Source organism: Kribbella rubisoli (assembly GCF_004217145.1).
In the GTDB taxonomy this organism is placed as follows: Bacteria; Actinomycetota; Actinomycetes; order Propionibacteriales; family Kribbellaceae; genus Kribbella; species Kribbella rubisoli.
Genome location: NZ_SHKR01000018.1, coordinates 104,808 through 125,744, shown reverse-complemented (window position 1 = coordinate 125,744; position 20,937 = coordinate 104,808). Strand labels below are relative to the sequence as shown.

Annotated in this window: 19 protein-coding genes; 13 read left to right on the top strand and 6 right to left on the bottom strand. The window is 68.2% G+C overall.

Features of this window, described 5'->3' with window-relative positions; translation table 11 throughout:
• Nucleotides 1-97 precede the first annotated feature (97 nt).
• The 6 genes from yajC to EV645_RS38655 all read left to right on the top strand — a co-directional run bounded on the left by yajC (nucleotide 98) and on the right by EV645_RS38655 (nucleotide 7,613).
• Nucleotides 98-562, top strand: coding sequence for a preprotein translocase subunit YajC (gene yajC / locus EV645_RS38680; protein ID WP_130449728.1), 465 nt, complete (start codon nucleotides 98-100; stop codon nucleotides 560-562).
• A gap of 84 nt (nucleotides 563-646) precedes the next feature.
• Nucleotides 647-2,407 carry a protein translocase subunit SecD gene (secD, locus tag EV645_RS38675; protein ID WP_422386671.1) on the top strand — a complete coding sequence of 587 codons (1,761 nt, stop codon included), beginning with the start codon at nucleotides 647-649 and terminating at the stop codon, nucleotides 2,405-2,407.
• Nucleotides 2,407-3,591 carry a protein translocase subunit SecF gene (gene secF, locus EV645_RS38670; RefSeq protein WP_130449726.1) on the top strand — a complete coding sequence of 395 codons (1,185 nt, stop codon included), beginning with the start codon at nucleotides 2,407-2,409 and terminating at the stop codon, nucleotides 3,589-3,591. The genes secD and secF overlap by 1 nt, the downstream gene beginning before the upstream one ends.
• Nucleotides 3,591-4,130: an adenine phosphoribosyltransferase gene (locus EV645_RS38665; protein ID WP_130449724.1), complete on the top strand. Its 540-nt coding sequence runs from the start codon at nucleotides 3,591-3,593 to the stop codon at nucleotides 4,128-4,130. The genes secF and EV645_RS38665 overlap by 1 nt, the downstream gene beginning before the upstream one ends.
• Before the next feature lie 333 nt (nucleotides 4,131-4,463).
• Nucleotides 4,464-6,653: a RelA/SpoT family protein gene (locus EV645_RS38660; RefSeq protein ID WP_130450248.1), complete on the top strand. Its 2,190-nt coding sequence runs from the start codon at nucleotides 4,464-4,466 to the stop codon at nucleotides 6,651-6,653.
• A gap of 45 nt (nucleotides 6,654-6,698) precedes the next feature.
• Nucleotides 6,699-7,613: a hypothetical protein gene (locus tag EV645_RS38655; RefSeq protein WP_242000932.1), complete on the top strand. Its 915-nt coding sequence runs from the start codon at nucleotides 6,699-6,701 to the stop codon at nucleotides 7,611-7,613.
• Nucleotides 7,614-7,636: 23 nt separating this feature from the next.
• Here the strand turns inward: EV645_RS38655 and EV645_RS38650 are convergent, their stop codons facing one another.
• Nucleotides 7,637-8,542 carry a hypothetical protein gene (locus tag EV645_RS38650; protein ID WP_130449722.1) on the bottom strand — a complete coding sequence of 302 codons (906 nt, stop codon included), beginning with the start codon at nucleotides 8,540-8,542 and terminating at the stop codon, nucleotides 7,637-7,639.
• A 180-nt stretch (nucleotides 8,543-8,722) separates the two neighbouring features.
• On the opposite strand from EV645_RS38650, the gene EV645_RS38645 reads away from it, so the two are divergent.
• The gene (locus EV645_RS38645; RefSeq protein WP_130449720.1) at nucleotides 8,723-9,304 is read left to right on the top strand and encodes a papain-like cysteine protease family protein; all 582 of its coding nucleotides are present in this window, start codon (nucleotides 8,723-8,725) and stop codon (nucleotides 9,302-9,304) included.
• A 1-nt stretch (nucleotide 9,305) separates the two neighbouring features.
• Nucleotides 9,306-10,052 carry a hypothetical protein gene (locus tag EV645_RS38640; RefSeq protein ID WP_130449718.1) on the top strand — a complete coding sequence of 249 codons (747 nt, stop codon included), beginning with the start codon at nucleotides 9,306-9,308 and terminating at the stop codon, nucleotides 10,050-10,052.
• Between the two features lie 112 nt (nucleotides 10,053-10,164).
• Here the strand turns inward: EV645_RS38640 and EV645_RS38635 are convergent, their stop codons facing one another.
• Both EV645_RS38635 and EV645_RS38630 read right to left on the bottom strand, forming a co-directional pair.
• Nucleotides 10,165-11,034: a hypothetical protein gene (locus tag EV645_RS38635; protein WP_130449716.1), complete on the bottom strand. Its 870-nt coding sequence runs from the start codon at nucleotides 11,032-11,034 to the stop codon at nucleotides 10,165-10,167.
• 235 nt (nucleotides 11,035-11,269) lie between these two features.
• Entirely contained in the window at nucleotides 11,270-12,496 is a 1,227-nt protein-coding gene (locus EV645_RS38630) for a DUF349 domain-containing protein (RefSeq protein ID WP_130449714.1), read from the bottom strand.
• A gap of 237 nt (nucleotides 12,497-12,733) precedes the next feature.
• Here EV645_RS38630 and EV645_RS38625 point away from each other — a divergent pair, with 237 nt between their 5' ends.
• The 4 genes from EV645_RS38625 (at nucleotide 12,734) to EV645_RS38610 (ending at nucleotide 17,915) form a co-directional block, all read left to right on the top strand.
• A complete protein-coding gene (locus EV645_RS38625) occupies nucleotides 12,734-13,423 on the top strand; it encodes an MBL fold metallo-hydrolase (RefSeq protein WP_130449712.1) in 690 nt (229 codons plus the stop codon).
• A complete protein-coding gene (gene hisS / locus EV645_RS38620; protein ID WP_130449710.1) occupies nucleotides 13,420-14,766 on the top strand; it encodes a histidine--tRNA ligase in 1,347 nt (448 codons plus the stop codon). Before EV645_RS38625 ends, hisS begins: the two co-directional genes overlap by 4 nt.
• Nucleotides 14,763-16,541, top strand: a complete 1,779-nt coding sequence (gene aspS / locus EV645_RS38615; RefSeq protein ID WP_130449708.1) for an aspartate--tRNA ligase — start codon at nucleotides 14,763-14,765, stop codon at nucleotides 16,539-16,541. The genes hisS and aspS overlap by 4 nt, the downstream gene beginning before the upstream one ends.
• Nucleotides 16,542-16,967: 426 nt before the next feature.
• Nucleotides 16,968-17,915: a glycoside hydrolase family 19 protein gene (locus EV645_RS38610; protein ID WP_130449706.1), complete on the top strand. Its 948-nt coding sequence runs from the start codon at nucleotides 16,968-16,970 to the stop codon at nucleotides 17,913-17,915.
• 39 nt (nucleotides 17,916-17,954) lie between these two features.
• Here the strand turns inward: EV645_RS38610 and EV645_RS38605 are convergent, their stop codons facing one another.
• Genes EV645_RS38605 through EV645_RS38595 form a run of 3 tightly spaced genes read right to left on the bottom strand, consistent with a single transcriptional unit; the run spans nucleotide 17,955 to nucleotide 20,060 of the window.
• Nucleotides 17,955-18,758, bottom strand: a complete 804-nt coding sequence (locus EV645_RS38605) for a hypothetical protein (protein ID WP_130449704.1) — start codon at nucleotides 18,756-18,758, stop codon at nucleotides 17,955-17,957.
• Nucleotides 18,755-19,348, bottom strand: a complete 594-nt coding sequence (locus EV645_RS38600) for an RNA polymerase sigma factor (protein WP_242000931.1) — start codon at nucleotides 19,346-19,348, stop codon at nucleotides 18,755-18,757. The genes EV645_RS38605 and EV645_RS38600 overlap by 4 nt, the downstream gene beginning before the upstream one ends.
• Before the next feature lie 40 nt (nucleotides 19,349-19,388).
• Nucleotides 19,389-20,060, bottom strand: coding sequence for a class I SAM-dependent methyltransferase (locus EV645_RS38595; RefSeq protein ID WP_157997256.1), 672 nt, complete (start codon nucleotides 20,058-20,060; stop codon nucleotides 19,389-19,391).
• A gap of 94 nt (nucleotides 20,061-20,154) precedes the next feature.
• On the opposite strand from EV645_RS38595, the gene EV645_RS38590 reads away from it, so the two are divergent.
• Nucleotides 20,155-20,847: a GntR family transcriptional regulator gene (locus EV645_RS38590; protein ID WP_198682144.1), complete on the top strand. Its 693-nt coding sequence runs from the start codon at nucleotides 20,155-20,157 to the stop codon at nucleotides 20,845-20,847.
• Nucleotides 20,848-20,937: the final 90 nt, after the last annotated feature.

Genomic DNA, 20,937 nt, shown 5'->3' with positions numbered 1-20,937 from the left:
GGCCTGACCTCCAGGTTATTCCGCTGCGACCTGCGCGCTTTCGAGCAGAGCGTGCCGGACGCCCGTATTTCCGATCGACAAAGGATTCTGAGACCCGATGCAACTCCTCGCCGTACCGATGGCCTCCTCCGGGGGCGGCGGCATCACGCTGCTGCTACCGCTGATCCTGATCGTCGGAATGATCTGGTTCATGAGCCGCACGCAGAAGAAGCAGCGCCAGCGTCAGGCTGACACCGTCGCCGCGCTCGCCCCGGGTAGCAAGGTGATCACCACCAGCGGCCTGGTCGGCATCGTCGAGGAGACCGACGACGAGTACGTGACGCTCGAGATCTCCGAGGGCGTGCTGGTTCAGGTCGTGAAGGCCGCGATCGGCCGGGTCGTCCCGGAAGAGGACGCCGCCGAAGCCACCGACACCGCGGACGAGGCGACCGACTCGACCGACTCCACCGAACTGGACTCGACCGACGAGTCGAAGGTCGACGTTCCGGACACGGGCCGCGACAAGGCCGACGGCAAGGTGCAGGACGCCCCGAAGCTGCCGCCGACGCACACCGAGAACTGAATTCCGTCCCACCAGCCTGCGGCGCGGCGTTCGGCGTCCACCTGACGGTGCGGCGCGCCCAGAAGTACGAAGGTTGAATCTGACGTGGCAACGAGTTCGTCGACATCCCGCCCCGGGCGGAACCTGATCGCCTTGCTGGTGGTCGTGGTCCTGCTGTTCGGCATCATGGCGCTGACCAAGACCTGGAAGCCCAAGCTCGGACTGGACCTGCGCGGTGGCACCACCATCACGCTGACCGCCAGCACGTTCGACGGTAAGGGCAAGGTGACCGCCGACCAGTTGAACGAGGCGAAGAACATCATCGGCCAGCGCGTCAACGGCGCCGGTGTGGCCGAGGCCGACATCACCACCTCCGGGGCGAACCACATCAACGTGGCCGTCCCGGGCGCCACGAAGGAATCCTTGGTGTCGCAGGTCGGCCAGACCGCCCTGCTGTACTTCCGGATCGTGCTGGGTGCGCAGGCGACCGCGCCGGCTCCCGCGCCGACGCCGACTCCGGGCGCCAGCACCACGCCGAAGCCGACGACAACGCCGAAGGCCGGCACGACCGTGAAGCCGAGCACCACGGTCAAGCCGACGACGAGCAGTACTCCGAAGGGCCGGGCCTGGACCAGCGCGCTGGCGGACGCGACGCCGACGCCCACGCCGACCCCGAAGGCCAGCACGACGCCGAAGCCGAGCACGCCGGCCGCGACCCCGTCGACGCCGGCCACCGCGGCGGGCGACCCGCTGAACTACACGCCGGACGCGGCCACGCAGGCGGCGTTCGCGACGTTCAAGTGCGGTGACAAGCAGCTCGACGACCCGAAGACGGCGATCTTCTCCTGCGACCAGAACGGGCAGTACAAGTACCTGCTCGGCCCGGCGATCCTGGCGGGTACCGACCTGTCGGATGCCAGCGCCGGCATCCCGCAGAACGGTCTGCAGTGGCAGGTCAACCTGAAGTTCACCTCTGCCGGCGGCGACAAGTTCCTGAAGGCCACGCAGAACATCTCCCAGCGCGGCCAGGGCCAGAACCTGTTCGCGATCGTCCTGGACGGCAAGACCATCTCGACCCCGAGCGTGGACAACCCGATCCCGGGCGGCCAGGCGCAGATCACCGGTACCTTCACCGAGGCCGAGGCGCGTGACCTGGCCAACGTGCTGAAGTACGGCTCGCTGCCGGTCAAGTTCGACATCTCCTCGGTCGAGACCGTGTCGCCGCAGCTCGGTGGCGACCAGCTCTCCGCGGGTATCTGGGCCGGCCTCATCGGCCTCGCCCTGGTCGTGCTCTTCTGCTTCCTGTACTACCGCGGACTCGGCATCGTGGTGGTGTCGTCGCTCGCCGTCGCCGGCATCCTGACCGGGTCACTGGTGATCCTGCTCGGCAAGGCGATCGGCTTCACGCTGACGCTGGCCGGTATCGCCGGTCTGATCGTGGCGGTCGGTATCACCGCGGACTCGTTCATCATCTACTTCGAACGACTCCGGGACGAAGTGCGTGAAGGCCGCAGCCTGCGCTCCTCGGTGGAGACCGGCTGGGCCCGTGCCAAGCACACGATCATCGCGGCCGACTCGATCTCGCTGCTCGCCGCCATCGTGCTGTACGTGCTGGCGATCGGCAGCGTCCGCGGGTTCGCGTTCACGCTCGGCCTGACCACGCTGATCGACCTGGTCGTGGTCTTCCTGTTCACCAAGCCGGTGGTCACGCTGCTGGCCCGGACCGACTTCTTCGGCCACGGGCACAAGCTGTCCGGCCTGGATCCCGAGCATCTCGGCGTCGAACGACTACCCGGACAGACGAAACCGACAGCCCGGCCGCGGAAGACGCCGTCGACGCGCAAGCCGCTCGGAGGCGAGGTCTGATGTCGAAGCTCGGACAGATCGGTGCCAAGCTGCACCGCGGTGAGGTCTCGTACGACTTCATCGGCCACCGCAAGTTCTGGTTCAGCCTCTCGGCCGTCCTGGTCATCATCTCGCTGGCCGGCCTGTTCACCCGCGGCCTGGCGCTCGGCATCGAGTTCCGCGGCGGTGTCGAGTACGACGCCGCCGTCAAGGTCACCGACAGCACGGTGGACGACTTCACCAACGCCGTGAAGGCGACCAACGCCAAGGGACTCGGCGACCCGGTCGTCACGACGATCAACAACAACAAGGTCCGCGTCCAGACCAAGCCGCTCGCGCAGGCCGACGTCGGCAACGTGCGGGCAGCGATCGCCAAGGAAGCCGGCATCCCGGCCGAGCAGGTGACGTCGCAGCAGATCGGCGCATCCTGGGGTAAGCAGATCGCCGACAAGGCGATCCTCGCGTTGATCGTGTTCCTGGTCGCAGTGTTCGCGGTGATCTGGCTGTACTTCCGAGAAGCCAAGGCCTCCATGGCCGCAATCATCGCCCTGATCCACGACGTCACGATCACCGTCGGTGTGTACGCACTGGTCGGCTTCGACGTGACGCCGGCGACCGTGATCGGCGTACTGACGATCCTCGGATACTCGCTGTACGACACCGTCGTGGTGTTCGACAAGGTCCGGGAGAACACCCGGGGCATCACCGGGTCGAACCGGTACACGTACTCCGACGCGACCAACCTCGCGGTCAACCAGACCGTGGTCCGGTCGATCAACACCACGGTCACCGCCCTGCTCCCGGTCGGCGCCATCCTGGTCGTCGGCACGGTCGTGCTCGGCACCGGCCCGCTGAAGGACCTGTCGCTCGCGCTGTTCGTCGGTATCGCCGTCGGTGCGTACTCGTCGATCTTCATCGCCCCGTCGCTGCTCGCGGTCTTCAAGGAGCGCGAGCCGGGCATGAAGGCGCTGAACAAGCGCGTCTCGGCGAAGAAGGCCCAGACGGCCGCTGCGGCGACGGCGGCTCCGGTCGCGGTGGCCACGGCGGGTGCCGGCGCCGCCGCACGGTCCGCTGTACAAGACACGCCGCGGAAGGCGGATCGGGCCACCGGTACGGCGCCGACGCCGTCGACCCGGCCGATGAAGGCGACGGCGGCCGGGCGTCCGCAGCCGACGCGCAAGCCGCGGTCGAAGCGCGGTAAGTGATGCGGTCGCTCGAGCAGGTCCTCGCCGACGGCATTCGCGATATTCCGGACTACCCGCAGCAGGGGGTGGTGTTCAAGGACATCACCCCGCTGCTGGCCGACCACACCGGCTTCGCGCAGGTGGTGGAGGCGCTGGCTGCGGCCGGGACGGACGACGACGGGAACCCGGTGGTCGACAAGGTGGTCGGGATCGAGGCGCGCGGGTTCATCCTGGCCGCCCCGGTCGCGCTCGCCCTCGGCGCCGGGTTCGTGCCGGTGCGTAAGAAGGGGAAGTTGCCGGCGGCGACGTACGAGGAGTCGTACGCGCTGGAGTACGGCGAGGCGACCATCGAGGTGCACCAGGACGCGTTCACTCCGGGTGACCGGGTCCTGGTCATCGACGACGTCCTCGCCACCGGCGGCACCGTCGAGGCCTGTCTGCGCCTGATCCGCCGCTGCGAGGCCGAGGTCGCCGGTACTGCGGTCCTGCTCGAGCTCTCGTTCCTTCCGGGCCGCAAGCGCCTCGAAGGCGAGCAGTTGAGCTCCTTGCTGACGGTCTGATTTCGGGCAAACTCTCCGCAGTCGAGAGCTGACCCGGCGTGTTGTCCACAGGCGGGTCAGCCTCGTTGGTCAACGGCCTCTAGACTGGGGGTCTGTCGGCGGAGGGACACAAACGTGGGCGAAGACCCGGCGATGACATCTGCGGTGCCGAACGCCGTACCGCAGGAGCCTCCGCGCGCGCCGTCACCGGTGCGCCCGGTCTCGCCGACGCCTGCGTCCCAACCGCCTGCCCAAGCTGCTCAGCCGCCGGCACAGCCGCCGCGGATCGCGCCGGCCCGGGTCCGTGCCCGGCTGGCCCGCCTCGGCGGCACCCGGCACCCGAACCGGGCGCCGATGCTCGAGCCGCTGTTCCGGGTCGTCCGCGCGACGCACCCCAAGGCTGACCTCGCGCTGATCGAGCGCGCCTACCGGACCGCGGAGAAGTACCACACCGGTCAGTTGCGCAAGAGCGGCGACGCGTACATCACGCATCCGCTCGCTGTCGCCACGATCCTGGCCGAGCTCGGTATGACGGCGCCGACGCTGTGCGCCGCCGTACTGCACGACACGGTCGAGGACACGCCGTACACGGTCGAGGACCTGACCCGCGACTTCGGCGAAGAGATCGCGATGCTCGTCGACGGCGTGACGAAGCTGGACAAGGTCAAGTACGGCGAGTCCGCGCAGGCCGAGACGATCCGCAAGATGGTCGTCGCGATGTCGAAGGACATCCGGGTCCTGGTCATCAAGCTCGCCGACCGGCTGCACAACATGCGCACGCTCGGGTTCCTGCGACAGGAGAAGCAGGAGCGGATCGCCCGCGAGACGCTGGAGATCTACGCCCCGCTGGCCCACCGGCTCGGTATGAACACGATCAAGTGGGAGCTCGAGGACCTCGCGTTCTCGACCCTGCACCCGAAGGTGTACGACGAGATCGTGCGGCTGGTCGCCGAGCGCGCGCCGTCCCGCGACGAGTACCTGGCCTCCGTGATCGACCAGGTCCACGAGGACCTGCGTGCCGCGAAGGTGAAGGCGACCGTCACCGGCCGGCCGAAGCACTACTACTCGATCTACCAGAAGATGATCGTCCGCGGCCGCGAGTTCGGCGACATCTACGACCTGGTCGGCATCCGGGTCCTGGTCGAGTCGGTTCGCGACTGTTACGCGGCCCTCGGCATACTGCACGCGCGGTGGAACCCGGTCCCCGGCCGGTTCAAGGACTACATCGCGATGCCGAAGTTCAACATGTACCAGTCGCTGCACACCACGGTGATCGGCCCGCAGGGCAAGCCGGTGGAGCTGCAGATCCGGTCGTTCTCGATGCACCGTCGCGCGGAGTACGGCATCGCTGCGCACTGGAAGTACAAGGAAGACCCGGGCTCGGTCGCGCCGGCCACGCCGACCACCGACGTCGGCGGTCCGAACGACATGCCCTGGGTGCGGCAGCTCGTCGACTGGCAGCGGGAGACCTCCGACCCGTCGGAGTTCCTCGACTCGCTGCGGTTCGAGATCAACAACTCCGAGGTCTACGTCTTCACCCCGCGCGGCGACGTGATGTCGCTGCCGACGGGGTCGTCGCCGGTCGACTTCGCGTACGCGATCCACACCGAGGTCGGCCACCGCTGTATCGGCGCCCGCGTCAACGGCCGACTGGTGCCGCTGGAGAGCACGCTCGAGAACGGCGACGTCGTCGAGGTCTTCACCTCGAAGGCGCAGGGCGCGGGTCCGTCGCGCGACTGGCTCACGTTCGTCAAGAGCCCCCGCGCGCGGAACAAGATCAAGCACTGGTTCTCCAAGGAGCGCCGCGACGAGGCGATCGAGCACGGCAAGGACGCGATCGCGAAGCAGCTCCGCAAGGAGGGCCTGCCGCTCCAGCGCCTGCTGTCGCACGAGACCCTGACCGCGGTCGCGAACTCGCTGCGGTATCCGGATGTCACCGGTCTGTACGCCGCTGTCGGCGAGCAGCACGTCAGCGCGCAGGCCGTCGTACGGCGTCTGATCGAGACGTACGGCGGCGAGGAGGGCGCGGCCGAGGATCTGGCCGAGGGCGTCCACCTGCCGGCTACGCGTGAGCGCCGCAAGCGCACTGCTCGCGGCGACGCCGGCGTCATCGTCAAGGGTGCGACGGACGTGCTGTCGAAGCTGGCTCGGTGCTGTACGCCGGTGCCGGGCGACGAGATCATCGGGTGGGTCACGCGCGGGGCGGGCGTCTCGGTGCACCGAGCCGACTGCGCCAACGTGGAGAACCTGAAGACTCAGCCTGAGCGCATCGTCGAGGTCGAGTGGGCCCCGACCGCCCAGTCCGTCTTCCTGGTCGCCATCCAGGTCGAGGCGCTGGACCGGGCGCGGTTGCTGTCAGACATCACCCGCGTGCTGTCGGACTACCACGTGAACATCCTGTCCGCAGCGCTGACGACGACCCGCGACCGCATCGCCAAGTCGCGCTTCACCTTCGAGATGGGCGATCCGACGCACCTCGGCCATGTGCTGAAGGCGGTTCGCTCGGTCGAGGGCGTCTTCGACGTGTATCGGGTGACGCAGTAGCTCGGTTTTGTCAGCTCGGTTTGTGGGCCCGGGGACACTGCGTCTATGAGTGGTCTCGGGCGGCGGGCGTTCTTGGTTGCGGGTGTTGGGTTGCTGGCGGGGTGCAGTGATTCGTCGGCGCAGAGTCCGTCGTCCAGCTCGACTCCGAGTGCCGGTCCGAGCGCCAGCCCGAGCCCGAGCGCTGGTCCGACGCCGTCCGCCACGACGACGCCGACGCCTACGCCTACGGTCGTGCTGCCTTCTGTGCAGGCTTGGGTGCCGGGGCCGGGGGAGATCCAGCCGCAGGTGAAGCGACTCGCGGTGGCGGCGGTGATGACGCTGCTGCAGCCGACCGATACGCCGGCGGCGATCGACGTGATCGACGCGCAGTACGGCGGGATCCTGAGCTCCTCGGCCAGCGTGCTGGTGCCGTGCCGGGTGTACTCGATCCGCGAGAACCGGGTGATCAGTGGCGGTACGACGGTCGACGTACGGCTGAGCAGGTCGTCGCAGGGCACCTGGCGCGTCACGGCGACCCATCCGGCTCAGCCCGGTGCGCCAGCTGCGACCCTGTCCGCCGCCGCGCGGAAGGTGCTGGCGAGCGAGCAGATCTTGTTGCCGCCGGCATCCGCCGCGGACATCAAGTCGGGCCAGGTCCATGACAGCGTGCTGAATGCGATGCTGGAGCTCGCGAAGACCTACCGGATCGGCGTCAGCGTCATCCGCTCCGGCCACCCGCTCGATGTCTTCGGCACCGATCGCCCCAGCGACCACCCCCGCGGCCGCGCGTTCGACACCTGGCAGATCAACGGCCACGCGGTGGTGTCGCCGACCACGTCACGGTCACTGATCACGTCGTACATGCACGCCGCCGAGTCGGCCGGCTCGTACAACGTCGGCGGCCCCTACCAACTCTCCGGAGCCGCGTACTTCTCCGACGCAACCCACCACGACCACGTCCACGCCGGCTTCGACACCTAGCAACCCATCCCAGGGGCGCGGGGCTAGTCCCACTCCCACGCGATGCCGACTGTGCCGGCGTCTGCGGAGGGCTCGATCACGTGTACGCGGCCGTCGGGTGTGAGCATCAGCTCGCGGTGAACCAGGTTCGGCCCGGAGGTGTGCCGGCGGCGCAGCTCGTAGACGCGGACGGGGAGGGCCGCACGGTCGAACTGGACCTCGAGCACGTAGTGCATCCCGCCCCACTCGCTGAAGCGCTGATAGTCCGTCGTCGGCAACCCGCTCGGGTCGTCGATCTCGTAGTGGACGACGGCGGTCTCCCCGACAGCGAGCACGCGGTCGAGCAACAACTCGCCGAGCAGCGCGCCGGCTTCTGGCGAGCGCGCAATCCGGCCGGTCCGGCAGCCGCTGAGCGCCCGTAGCGCGAGCTGCTCCGCGTCGCAGCCCATCTCGCCCTGGTGCGCGATGATCAACCGATCCACCGGCTGTACGGCGACCACGCTCTGGATCACGCTCCGGCGCTGAGCGCTCCGATCGGCCCCGATCCGGACCTCCTCGAGCACGGTCACATTACGCAACCGCCCGTGGGCGTCCCGGCGGAGACGATCGAGCAACCGGCTGAGCGCCTCGGCGTAGTCGACAACGGCGTACGGCTGGGGCGACGTGCCCGGCTCGCGCGCCGGCGGGATGCGGACGGTCAACCACCCGGTCGGCACCTGCAGGAGCTCCTCCAGCGCAGTGATGACGGCCAGCGAGTCCTCCCGCGGGATCCGCCGGCCGCTCTGCCACGTGCTGAGTGTCGCGACGCCGACGTTCAGCCCGCGGTCGGCGAGGTGGGTCCTGATCCGGTTGAGGGCCAGCCCGCGGCGCGAGATGGCCTGCCGCAACGCGTCCGCGAAGGACGCCTCCGGAGTCACCGCAGGGACCGACGCTTCGACCGATTTGACCATGGGCCCACGCTCCTTTGGGGCAGTGTAAACATTCACAGCACGGTCCGACAGGAGTTCGTCACCCGCTGTTCACGGCGCAGGCGCGTTCACAACCCGTCGTACGGCGAGATCCGAGACCTTGTCGCGCCGTACCGGGGTCCCGACGATGGTCACCGCCCAACTCCGTTCGAAGGAGGACCCATGCGCAGGCTCCGCCCCAGCCGCTCCTGGTCGTTGCTCTTGGCCACGATCCTCGGGTTCGCGACGCTGGCCCCGCTCGCGCCGCCCGCCTCGGCCGCGCCCACCAGCTACTACCTGAACGTCACCGGCCAGGCCCAGCAGAAGTCGAACTGGTGCTGGGCCGCGAGCGGCAACAGCATCGCCGCGTTCTACGGCCGCTCGTACTCGCAGAACCAGTTCTGCAACCTGGCCTTCGGCAACAATGCGAATGCGACCTGTCCCAACAACCAGGCGAGCCTGGCCAACGACCAGCAGGCGTTCCGCACGATCGGGATCAGCGCCGGCAGCTACATCTCCGGCACCCTCAGCTTCAACACGCTCGTCACCGAGATCGCCGCCGGTCGCCCGGTGATGACGCGGATCGGCTGGACCTCGGGCGGCGGCCACATGATGGACATCATCGGGTACGACGCCTCCGACTCGACCCTCGAGTACTACAACCCGTGGCCGGACGACCCGCGCTACAACTACTCGACGTACAGCTGGTACCGGTCCAACTCGCAGTTCACCTGGACGCACTCCCTGTACCGGATCGGAGCCTGACATGCGTCGCCTGCTTCGCTGTGCCGCCGTCCTCGCTGCCGGTCTCGGTTTCGGACTCGCCTTCGCCGCCCCGGCCGGTGCCGCCGCACCCCAGCCGATCGCCCCGAGCGAGTTGTCCAAGGCAACTAGCGCTGCTCACTCGTCTTCCGCTGTCCAGCTGCTCGCGAAGGTCCCGGGTGCTGCTGGCAAGGCTGCGGCGATTATCGGCTCGGACAGCCACGCTGTTTACGCGCTCAACCCAGCCTTCGTTCGCGACGCGTCCGCGCCGGTTGCCACCTTCTGGTACGCCGCGACCGCTGCCAGCAAGGGCGGTCAGGCGCTGACCGTCTTCACCGCTCCGGATTCGAGCGGCGTCTGGCAGCCGGTCAATGTGGCCTCCGGCAACACTGAGGCCCGCATGGCTGGGGCGGCCGATGGCGCCTTGCTGTTCACCGAACCTCAGCTCGGTGCCTGGTACGCCCTGTCCGCCGGCCAGGTCCGGCCGCTCAACCCGTCCGCCGTGAAGTCGATCGGCACCAAGCCGATCGCGGTCACGGCGTACCAGAAGCTCGTCTCCCAGCGCTACTCCGACAAGCTTCCCGGCAGCACCTACAACGAGTCCGGTATGGCAGGAGGCTACGACACAGCAGCAGCAGTGAAGGCGCCACGTTCCCGCTCCGAGTACCTCGTCCCGGTCGTCGCGGCGTCCGGCGTACTAGCCCTCGCCCTCCTCCTAGTAGTAAGGCGCAAAATGACCTACAACGACTGACGTCCCCCGTCCGCCCGGTTCGCCGTACCAGCCCCTCGGTACGGCGAACCGGGCGCTTGCGCGAACGTCGCCGAACGCTGGGCAGCAGACAACCAACTGACAGTCCCGTGACTCACCACCGTCGCGGCAGGCGAGGCTCCTGGCAAAGGAACCCGCCAACGGCAAGCTCGAGTGCCGGATAAGACCCCCACAAATCAGTCCGCCGTACAGAAATGATGTGCCACCCAAGGGAATCCAACTCGGTACGCCGGGTCTCGTCGCGTGACTGTTGTCTGGGCGACGAGTGCCACGCGTCGCTGTCGTACTCCAGGCCGAGCTTGCGGCCGTCGATCGGACGATCCGGGTAGCCCACGTCGAGCCGGTAGACCCGGCTCGGACCGTCGACGCGGACCTGTAGATCAGGCCGGCCAAAGCCCGCGTCGAGCAGTCGGAGGCGGAGCCAGGATTCAGCGGGGGATTCGGCACGCCGGTCCGCGTGGCGGAGGATGTCTTGGCTCTGGCTGTACCCGCGGCGGCCTTCGTAGGCAGCCGATGCTGCGCGGAGCGCCCACAGATCTGCCTTGCCCGAGCGCAGGATCGCGTCGACGGCGGAGAGCGCGAACGGCCGCGGCAATGCCATCGCGAGCGCGAGCGCCGTGGACGCGGGGCTGGTGACCCGCAAGCCGTCGAGCTCGACCACGTCTGCATCGGGAACGTCGCGAGTCCACTGGGCTTTCAATAGGTCCTCGGGTCCGAGGGCGGTTGTTCCGATGCCGTGGAGCCAGGCGGCCGTCCGCCCGCACACCACGGCATCCGCCGGCACGACCAGGCGCAGCGCGTCAGCTCGTAGTGCGGGTGAGTCGGACATCCGGACGTCGACATAGACACCCTTGAGAAACTGACGAATCTCGCCCCGCGCCAACAACCACGCAAGCTTGCGCGGCACCTGCCGAGCCGTGAACGGCAGGCCGGCAAAGTAATACGGCTGGTCGTACTCAAACATCCCAGCAGAATGCTGGATTAATCGCCCACCTGCTCAAAGTTGTCCACAGGCCCCTACCTGGTCTGCCGGACAACACCGCAGCCTCGGCACCACAGAGCAGTTGCCCGGATCGCCAGGCCATCACAATGTGCCGAGCGTGACCACTCACCGCGCGCGGTCAACAGGTCTCCGTGATTGTGATGGCCTGGACATCCGCACTTCACACGAAGTATCCGCGTAGCACCGCGTGGGGAGATCAGCTGAAGTCGGTGAGGGCGTTTTGGGCTTGGGTCAGCCATTCTCGGCGGGCGGCGATGGCTTCTCGGGCCTCGGTGGCTTTGCGGGTGTTGCCTTGGGACTCGAACTTGGCGGCTTGTTTTTCGAGGTCGGCGATCAAGGACTGGAGTTGCTTGACCGTGGCCTCGGCGCGGGCTCGGGCCTCGGGGTTGCTGCGGTTCCAGACTTCGTCCTCGGCCGACTTCACGGCTTGCTCGACCGCTCGCAGGCGGCCGTCGATCGTGCGCATGGAGTCGCGGGGGATCTTGCCGATCTGGTCCCAGCGGTCCAGGTACTCGCGGAGCTGGTCGCGGGCAGTTCGCGCGTCCGAGACGGGCACGATCGTCTCGATCTCGACGAGCAGTGCTTCTTTGGCCGCGAGGTTCTCGACCTGCTCGGCGTTCTCTTCAGCTTGTACGGCGTCCCGCGCGCCGAAGAACAGGTCCTGCGCGGCGCGGAAGCGTGCCCACAGCTTGTCGTCGACCTCGCGCGGCGCGGGGCCGGCGGCCTTCCACTGCCGCATCAGGTCGCGGAACCGGCCGGACGTCGGACCCCAGTCGGTCGACGAGGAGAGCGACTCCGCCTCCGCAGCCAGCCGCTCCTTGACGACGGCGGCCTCTTCACGCTTGGAGGACAGCTCGGCGAAGTGCTGCTTGCGATGCCGCGTGTACGTCGTACGCGCGGAAGAGAAGCGGTGCCACAACTCGTCGTCCGACGACTTGTCGAGCCGGGGGAGTGCCTTCCACTCGTCGAGCAGTTCGCGCAGGCGGGTGACGCCGTGGCGCCAGTCGGTGCCGGCGGCGATCGTCTCGGCCTCGGTGGCGATCTTGGTCTTGGCGGACCTCGCTTCCTCGACCTTCGCGGCGCGTTCGGCCTTGCGGCGTTCACGCTGCTGCGCGACGAGCGGGCTGAGCGCATCGAGCCGGGCCCGCAGGCCGTCGAGGTCGCCGACCGCCTGGGCCTCCTCGATCGAGCCGGTGACCTTCTTCACCGCGGCCCGGGCGTCGTCCGGTGACACTGTGCCCGCCTGGACCCGCTGCTCCAGCAGTTCGACCTCGAACGCGAGCGCGTCGTACCGGCGGGTGTAGAAGGCGAGCGCTTCCTCAGGGTTGGCGTCCGGCCACTGGCCGACTGCCCGTTCACCGTCCTTCGTCCGTACGAAGACCGTTCCGTCCTCGGCTACCCGGCCCCAGTTCTCTCCGGCCACAACTCGCCCCTTCCGGCGGTATGCACTGCGCTCGTGCCCATTCTGGTCAGTTCCCGGTCCAACCGCGCGAACAGGGCCCCGCCTGGGCGCGTCGAGCTGCCTTCTCGACGCTTATCCCTGAACAATCACAAACTCCCAGCTCACGCGCAACGGTGTTGCGTCACAATCCGGTGCGAAGTACGGCGATCCGCCCGGGTAACCTTGGTGAGTCCGGAAACCGTTTCAGGAAGGTGCGTCGTGCTCATCGCCGGGTTCCCCGCGGGTGCGTGGGGTACGAATTGCTACGTCGTCGCCACCGGCCAGGGCGCGGAATGCATCGTTGTCGACCCGGGCATGGACGCGACCGACGGCGTCGAACAGGTCGTTCGGGAGAACAAACTCAAGCCTGTGGCCGTGCTGCTTACGCACGGTCACATCGACCACATGTTCTCCGTACTCCCGGTCTGCGGGACGTACGACGCGACCGCCTGGATCCACCCGGACGACCGGCACCTGCTCGCTGATCCGATGGCCGGGCTCAGCCCGGAGGCGGCCCGGATGCTGCTCGGCGGCAATCACGAGTTCGCCGAGCCGGACGACGTCGCCGAGCTGAAGGACGGGCTGTCCCTGGAGCTCGCGGGCCTGAAGTTCACCGTCGACCACACCCCGGGCCACACCCGCGGGTCGGTCACGTTCACCACGCCGTACGACGGGCCGGAAGACGTGCCCGCGGTGCTGTTCTCCGGTGACGTGTTGTTCGCCGGGTCGATCGGCCGGACGGATCTGCCTGGCGGCGATCATCCGGCGATGCTGCATACGTTGGCCACCAAGATCCTGCCGATGCACGACGAGATCGTCGTCCTGCCGGGTCATGGTGGCCAGACCACGATCGGCCGGGAGAAGGCGACCAACCCCTACTTGCAGGACCTGGAGATACAGAACTTATGAGCAAGGTGACCCCACTCAGCGGGTTCCCGGAATTCCTGCCGTCAGATCGCATCGTCGAATTGCAGTTCCTCGACACGATCCGGGAGACGTTCGAGCTGCACGGTTTCGCATCGATCGAGACCCGTGCGGTCGAGCCGGTCGAGCGCCTGTCCAACCAGGGCGAGGACGCCGACAAGGAGATCTACGGCGTACGACGGCTTGCCGCCGGGTCCGACGAGGACGCGGCCCTCGGACTGCACTTCGATCTCACCGTCCCGTTCGCCCGGTACGTGCTGGAGAACAGCGGCAAGCTGACCTTCCCGTTCCGGCGCTACCAGATCCAGAAGGTGTGGCGCGGCGAGCGTCCGCAGGAGGGCCGGTACCGCGAGTTCACGCAGGCGGATATCGACATCATCGACAGCGGTGAGCTGCCGTTCCACTACGAGGTCGAGCTGCCGCTGGTGATCGCGGACGCGTTCCGCAAGCTGCCGATCCCGGCGTTCCGGATCCAGGTGAACACCCGCCAGATCCCGGAGGGTTTCTACCGCGGCCTCGGCATCGAGGACATCACCGGCGCGCTCCGGATCGTCGACAAGCTGGACAAGATCGGCCCGGACAAGGTCACGGACCTGCTGACCGCTGCCGGCCTGTCCGCGGAGACGGCCAAGCAGGTACTGCGGCTCGCGGAGATCTCGTCGACCGATGCGTCGTTCGCGGATCAGGTGCGGGCGCTCGGCGTACAGCACGAGATCCTCGACGAAGGGCTCGAGCGGCTGTCGCAGATCATGACCGCTGCGAACGAGCACGCTCCCGGTCTGCTGGTCGCGGATCTGAAGATCGCGCGCGGGCTGGATTACTACACCGGCACGGTCTACGAGACGCAGTTGATCGGCGACGAGGGGTACGGATCGATCTGCTCCGGCGGGCGGTACGACTCGCTCGCGTCGGACGGCAAGACGACGTACCCAGGCGTCGGGATCTCGATCGGTGTGTCGCGGCTGGTGCACCGGCTGATCAGCAAGGGATTGCTGAAGGCGAGCCGCAGTACGCCGTCTGCCGTGGTGATCGCGCTGAACTCCGAAGATGACAGGGCCGACGCCATGCGTACTGCGATCCAGTTGCGGAGCCGCGGGATTCCGGTCGAGGTCGCGCCGGCGGCGGCGAAGTTCGGCAAGCAGATCCGGTTCGCGGATCGGCGGGGGATCCCGTTCATCTGGTTCAGCACCGAGAACGGGCCCGAGGTGAAGGACATCCGCAGCGGCGAGCAGGTGCCCGCGGATGCTGGCACCTGGGCCCCGCCGGTCGAAGACTTACGTCCAAGTATCGAAACGCACAGTATTGAATCGCACAGGGAGAACTCGTGATCCGTAACCGTTCCGCAGGTTCGCTGCGCGCATCCGACGCCGGCGAGACCGTGATCCTGGCGGGCTGGGTGGCGCGGCGGCGCGATCACGGCGGCGTGGCGTTCATCGACCTGCGCGACTCGTCCGGCACCGTCCAGGTCGTCATCCGGGACGAGGACGCCGCGCACGGCCTGCGTTCGGAGTACTGCCTGAAGATCGTCGGCGAGGTCTCGCCGCGCCCCGAGGGCAATGCGAACCCGAACCTGCCGACCGGCGAGATCGAGATCATCGCCACCGAGGTCGAGGTGCTCAACGAGGCCGCTCCGCTGCCGTTCCCGGTCGAGGAGCACCACGCGACCCCGGTGAACGAGGAGATCCGCCTCAAGTACCGCTACCTCGACCTGCGTCGTCAGGGTCCTGGTGCGGCGATCCGCCTGCGTAGCAAGGTGAACCAGGCGGCGCGTGAGGTCCTCGCTCAGCATGATTTCGTCGAGATCGAGACGCCGACGCTGACCAAGTCGACGCCGGAAGGCGCCCGTGACTTCCTGGTGCCGGCTCGTCTGCAGCCGGGCAGCTGGTACGCGTTGCCGCAGTCGCCGCAGCTGTTCAAGCAGCTGCTGATGGTGGCCGGCATGGAGCGGTACTTCCAGATCGCGCGCTGCTACCGCGACGAGGACTTCCGCGCCGACCGGCAGCCAGAGTTCACCCAGCTCGACATCGAGATGAGCTTCGTCGACCAGGACGACATCATCGCGCTGTCCGAACAGATCCTGACCGCGCTCTGGAAGCTCGTCGGGTACGACGTGCAGACGCCGATCCCGCGGATGACGTACGGCGAGGCGATGGCGCGCTTCGGCTCCGACAAGCCGGACCTGCGGATGGGCCTCGAGCTGGTGGAGTGCACCGAGTACTTCAAGAACACGCCGTTCCGGGTCTTCCAGGCGCCGTACGTCGGTGCCGTCGTGATGCCCGGTGGCGCCGACCAGCCGCGCAAGCAGCTGGACGCGTGGCAGGAGTGGGCCAAGCAGCGCGGCGCTCGCGGGCTGGCCTATGTCCTCGTGGGCCAGGACGGCGAGCTGGCCGGGCCGGTCGCGAAGAACCTGTCCGAGGAGGAGCGCGCGGGTATCGCCGATCACGTCGGCGCGAAGCCGGGCGACTGCATCTTCTTCGCAGCGGGTCCGGTCAAGTCGTCGCGGGCGCTGCTCGGTGCGGCCCGGCTGGAGATCGGCCGTCGTGGCGGGCTGATCGACGAGTCGACCTGGTCGTTCGTGTGGGTCGTCGACGCGCCGCTGTTCGAGCCGGCCGACGACGCGACGGCCGCCGGTGATGTCGCGGTCGGGTCCGGCGCATGGACCGCCGTACACCACGCTTTCACGTCGCCGAAGCCGGACTCGATGGACACGTTCGACACCGATCCGGGATCGGCGCTGGCGTACGCGTACGACATCGTTTGCAACGGCAACGAGATCGGTGGTGGCTCGATCCGTATCCACCGCGAGGACGTGCAGAAGCGCGTGTTCAAGGTGATGGGGCTGAGCGACGAGGAGGCCTCGGAGAAGTTCGGGTTCCTCCTGGATGCGTTCAAGTTCGGCGCGCCGCCGCACGGCGGGATCGCCTTCGGCTGGGACCGCATCACGGCGCTGCTGGCCGGCACCGAGTCGATCCGAGACGTGATCGCGTTCCCGAAGTCCGGCGGCGGGTTCGACCCGCTGACCGCCGCGCCGGCGCCGATCACGCCGGAGCAGCGTAAGGAGGCCGGCGTCGACGCCAAGCCCGAGGAGAAGAAGGCGGAATAGGCCGCGGCGACTCTCCACAGCGCTGACTGTCCGATGCCACCTGGGGCGGGGCGATGCCACGGCGTCCCGCCCTCCGGGAGCTCTGACACCACCGCGAACGGCATCACACGCCGCGGGTAGCCGTGCCGCGTGCGGAGAGAGCCAGCGTTCGCCATCGTGAGACTGCCCGGTCAGGGTGGTCGCCGGCTCTCCGGCCGCCCGCTTGCCTGACTCATCGGCTGCAACCTCCTGCGACGATCGCTCCCCTCGAACCGCCATGCGCGCTACGGACAACACCCGACAACCCCGCGAAGTCGGCTATCACCAAGGCGGAGCCATCGACCAGCCGGGGTTGAGCACTCCGGCACTTTGGAGGAAACTGGCGGCGTCGCGAGAATGCTTGTTAGGTTTTCACGACTCCCGCCCCTCCTCGCCCCAGGAGTGCTCATGCGTCGTCTTCTGACCGTTGTTCTCATCTGCCTCGGGATCACCGCGGGCGCTCTGGTCGCCGCCTCCCCGGCGTACGCGACCGTCTTCCAGACCTACGGCAGCGGTGTGAACGTCCGCGCCGACGCCTACCTCTCGTCCGCTGTCGTCGGCACGCTCAGCGGTCCGACGTCGATCGACGTCGACTGCCAGAAGCAGGGCGACCTCGTCAGCAACTCCGACGGGACCAGTTCGTGGTGGGCGCATGTGCCCGCGCTCGGCGGCTATGTGACCGTCGTGTACGTCGCGATCCCCGAGGACCAGCTGCCCGGCGTACCGGTGTGTGGCGACGGGCCGCCGCCGGAGACCAGCGACATCACGCTTGCCGACGTACAGGCGATGTTCGGCAGCCGGATCGCGAACCCGTCGATCGTGCAGACCGGTCTCCCGTCGCTCAATCAGGCAATGCGGGACGCGAACATCAACACGCCGTACCGCAAGGCCGCGTTCCTGGCCACGCTGGTGCACGAGTCGCGGCTGGAGTACAACATCCGCGAGATCGGCGACACCCGGGTGTACGGCGGTCGCGGGTACATCCAGCTGACCGGTGACTTCAACTACGGGCCGGCCGGTCAGTACCTCGGCATCGACCTGCTCGGCAACCCGGACCTCGCGCTGTCGCTGCAGTGGAGCGCCCCGATCGCCCGCTGGTACTGGACCGTTGCCCGCAACATCAATCCGTACGCCGACAACCTCGACATGGGCCGGGTCAACGCAGCCATCGGTTATCCGGCCGGCGCCGAGGACCAGCGTCGGTGCGACTCCTTCAAGAGCGCCTTGCAGTACCTGACCGGCTCGGTCCCGGCGGGCGTCATCTGCACCCGCCCGTCCAAGCTGAAGGGCGACACGAGCCAGCTGACCCGCACCCAGTTCGACACCCTCGCCAAGAACGGCGGCGGCCTGGGCTGACTCGCCGATGGCTGGACCCCGGCGCCGGGGTCCAGCCATTCAGCCGACGGTCTTCTCGAACAGCACCTTCCCGGTCTTGTCGAGCCCGCGGATGTCGACCTTCGCCGAGCCGTGCCGAGCCTGTGCGTCGGGCAGGACCGCCGTCACGTACCCGCCCCGATCGGCAACCGAGACCACGGACCAGGGAGAGGCCCCTTCGGTGCCCCGGATCCGCAGCTCGACCCGGGTCACGATCGCCAGCGAACGAAAGGCGAACGTCGCCCGCAGCACGCTCGGTGAGCCGACATTCGACCAGGACCACGATCCGACGACGTCATCTGTGGCTCCGTCGCCAACACCTTGGTACGGCTCGGCCTTACCGTCGACGCACAGGAACCAGACGTAGTTCGCGGTCATGAACGACTGCACCAACTGCCGCTCGCGACCGGGCAACCCGAGAGCCTTGATCCAGCGAGCGGACTTGAGCTGGATCGTGGCCGGATCCAGCGACCCTCCGGGGTACTGGTTCGGCTTCGCGGCGGCGGCTTCCTTGGCCAGGCAGGCCACGGCCGCCACGCTCGCTTCGTTGCCCGAGGCCGGGCCGAGGTCGAGCGACTGTGTCGGCGACGTGCCGGCCGGCACCTGGACGATCGTCGGCCGGCCCGCCGGGGATGGCTCGTTGTTGCTGCGGGAGATGAAGACGCCGCCGGCGACGATGACAGCGATTCCGCAGGCGGCTGCGAGGACGGGGGTCCAGGCGGGGACGCGGCGCTTCTTGCGGACGCGGCGTACGAGATCGTGCTGTACGTCGGTGGCGTAGTCCGGGTCGAGGGGCTCGACCGGAGGGGGCGTAGTGAGGTTCATCGGTGCTCCTCCAGCAGGGCCGGTAGCCGGCGGCGGGCGCGGGACAGGCGGGCTTTGACGGTGCCTTCCGCGACACCGAGTACGACGGCGGCGTCGGCGATCGACAACTCGGCCCAGTAGACGAGCTCGACGGTCTCGCGCTCGTGGGCGGGCAGAGCGGACAGCGCGGCTCGCACCGCCTGGATGTGCTTCTCCGAGTCGACGCGAGCGGCAACCGACTCCGCGTGATCGGGATGGGAGAGCGGCGCCGGTTGACGAAGCAGGAACTGCGTCAGGCGTCGGCGCGCTCTCGCCGTATTGCGCAGCTCGTTGCGGGCGATCGCGAGCAGCCAGGGCAGGGCAGTGTCGTACTTCAGTGGACCAGGATCCGAGCGCCCGAAGTGCCTCCAGGCGGTGACGAAGGCCGCCTGCACGGCGTCATCGGCGTACGCATAGGAGCCCGTGTGGCGCACGGCGTACGCGTGCACGGCGGCGGCATACCGGCTGAAGAGCTCGCCGAGCGCCTCGGGTTCCTGGCGGCGCAAGGCGTCCCACAGGTCCCCGTCGCGCGCGGTCGGAGGCTTCTCCGGCCGGCTCGAAGTCATGGTCATACCTTGCAGGGTCCGCAGGGCCGTGCGAGGTTGCCGCGCGTCAGACGGGTTGTGCGCGCACCCAGGTCTTGTCCGGAGTGAGGTAGCCGGCGCGCTGCAAGCCGACTTCGGCGAGCTGGGCCGCCAGGTCGTCCTCGGAGAGGTTCTGGGTAAGGATTCGCTGCGACCAGGTCTTGCCGTCGATGGTGTAGGTCAGCGTCGCTGCCTGGCGGTTGCCGGGGAGTTCCTCGACGTCGGAGATCTCCATCCTGCGTTGCTCGTTCACCATCACGGCCGGACCGCGGAGCATCCTCGGAGTCTGCTGCTGGAGGATCACGGCGCCGCCTGGGCGGACGTGGTGCGCGCAGGTCTGCAGCAGGCGCAGGCGTTCGGCGTCGTCGGCGACGTTGATCAGGAACGACATCATCAGGACGAGGTCGAACTGCCGATGCAGCCGAAGGTCGCCGATCGTCGAGCAGACCGTCTCGGTTTCGGTGACTCTGGCGACCATGTCCGCCGACTCGTCGACGGCGAGCACCTGGTGCCCGAGCGCGAGCAGCGGCCGGGTGATCCGCCCGGTCCCGCAGCCGAGCTCGAGAATGCTGCTGCCTGGGTCGATCGCGGCGTTGATCAGTTCGTCCTCGCCGTGCACCTGCGTGATTTCGTAGAGTTCGACCGCGCTCCCGTCCGGTGTGAGCGGTCCCGGTCCGTTACCACCTTGTCCGACTCTCATGGAGTGAGCCTGACCTGATCCGTCGACGGTCGCGAAACCTTCGGTCCAGACCGAAAGACCGGTCCGGACACCCCGTTCGTATACGATGAACCGGGTGACTACGACCCCGATTCTGGTCGGCGACGGCCATCGACCGCTCCGCGACGTGGTCGCCGCCGAGCTGCGGCGCCTCATTCTGGCCGGCTCGCTGCCGCCCGGCGAGCGTCTGGTCGAGGACCGGCTCGCCCAGCAGTTGGGGGTGTCCCGCAACCCGATCCGGGAGGCCATGCGGGTCCTCGAGGCCGAGGGATTCCTCGACGTGACCGCGCGGCGCGGCGCCTTCGTGGCCAAGCTGTCGGCCCAGCAGGCCGAGGACCTGTTCCAGGTCCGGCTCGCCCTCGAGCCGCTCGGCGCCCGGCTGGCGGCATCCGCCCAGAATCCCGAAACCGCCTTGATCACAAGGGCTTGGGCCATTCTCGACCTGGTCGGCGAGTCCGGGCCGGACCAGGACCTCGATGCGCTGTCCACCCTGCACACCGAACTGCACTCACTGATCTTCGAACTGACCAGGAACGACTACCTGATTGCCCTGGCGATCCCGATGGTCAAGCGTGGTCAGTGGCTGCTGCGGCAGAGCGCCCCGCTGCAGAACCCGGCCGCCTGGGCCGAGCACCACGGCCTGATCGCGGCGATCGCCGCGGGTGATCCCGACCTGGCCGAGGCCGCCGCCCGGCATCACGTGCTCAGCGTCCGCAACGCGCTGCGTCCCCACCTGGAGCCGGTCCGGCCGCACGACGCCACAGGGTGAGCTGACGGTTCTGTATACGAACCGGCACTTTTGAAACCCTCACGTCCTCCCTTGGAAACATGCGCGTAGCAGAAGCCGTATACAACATAC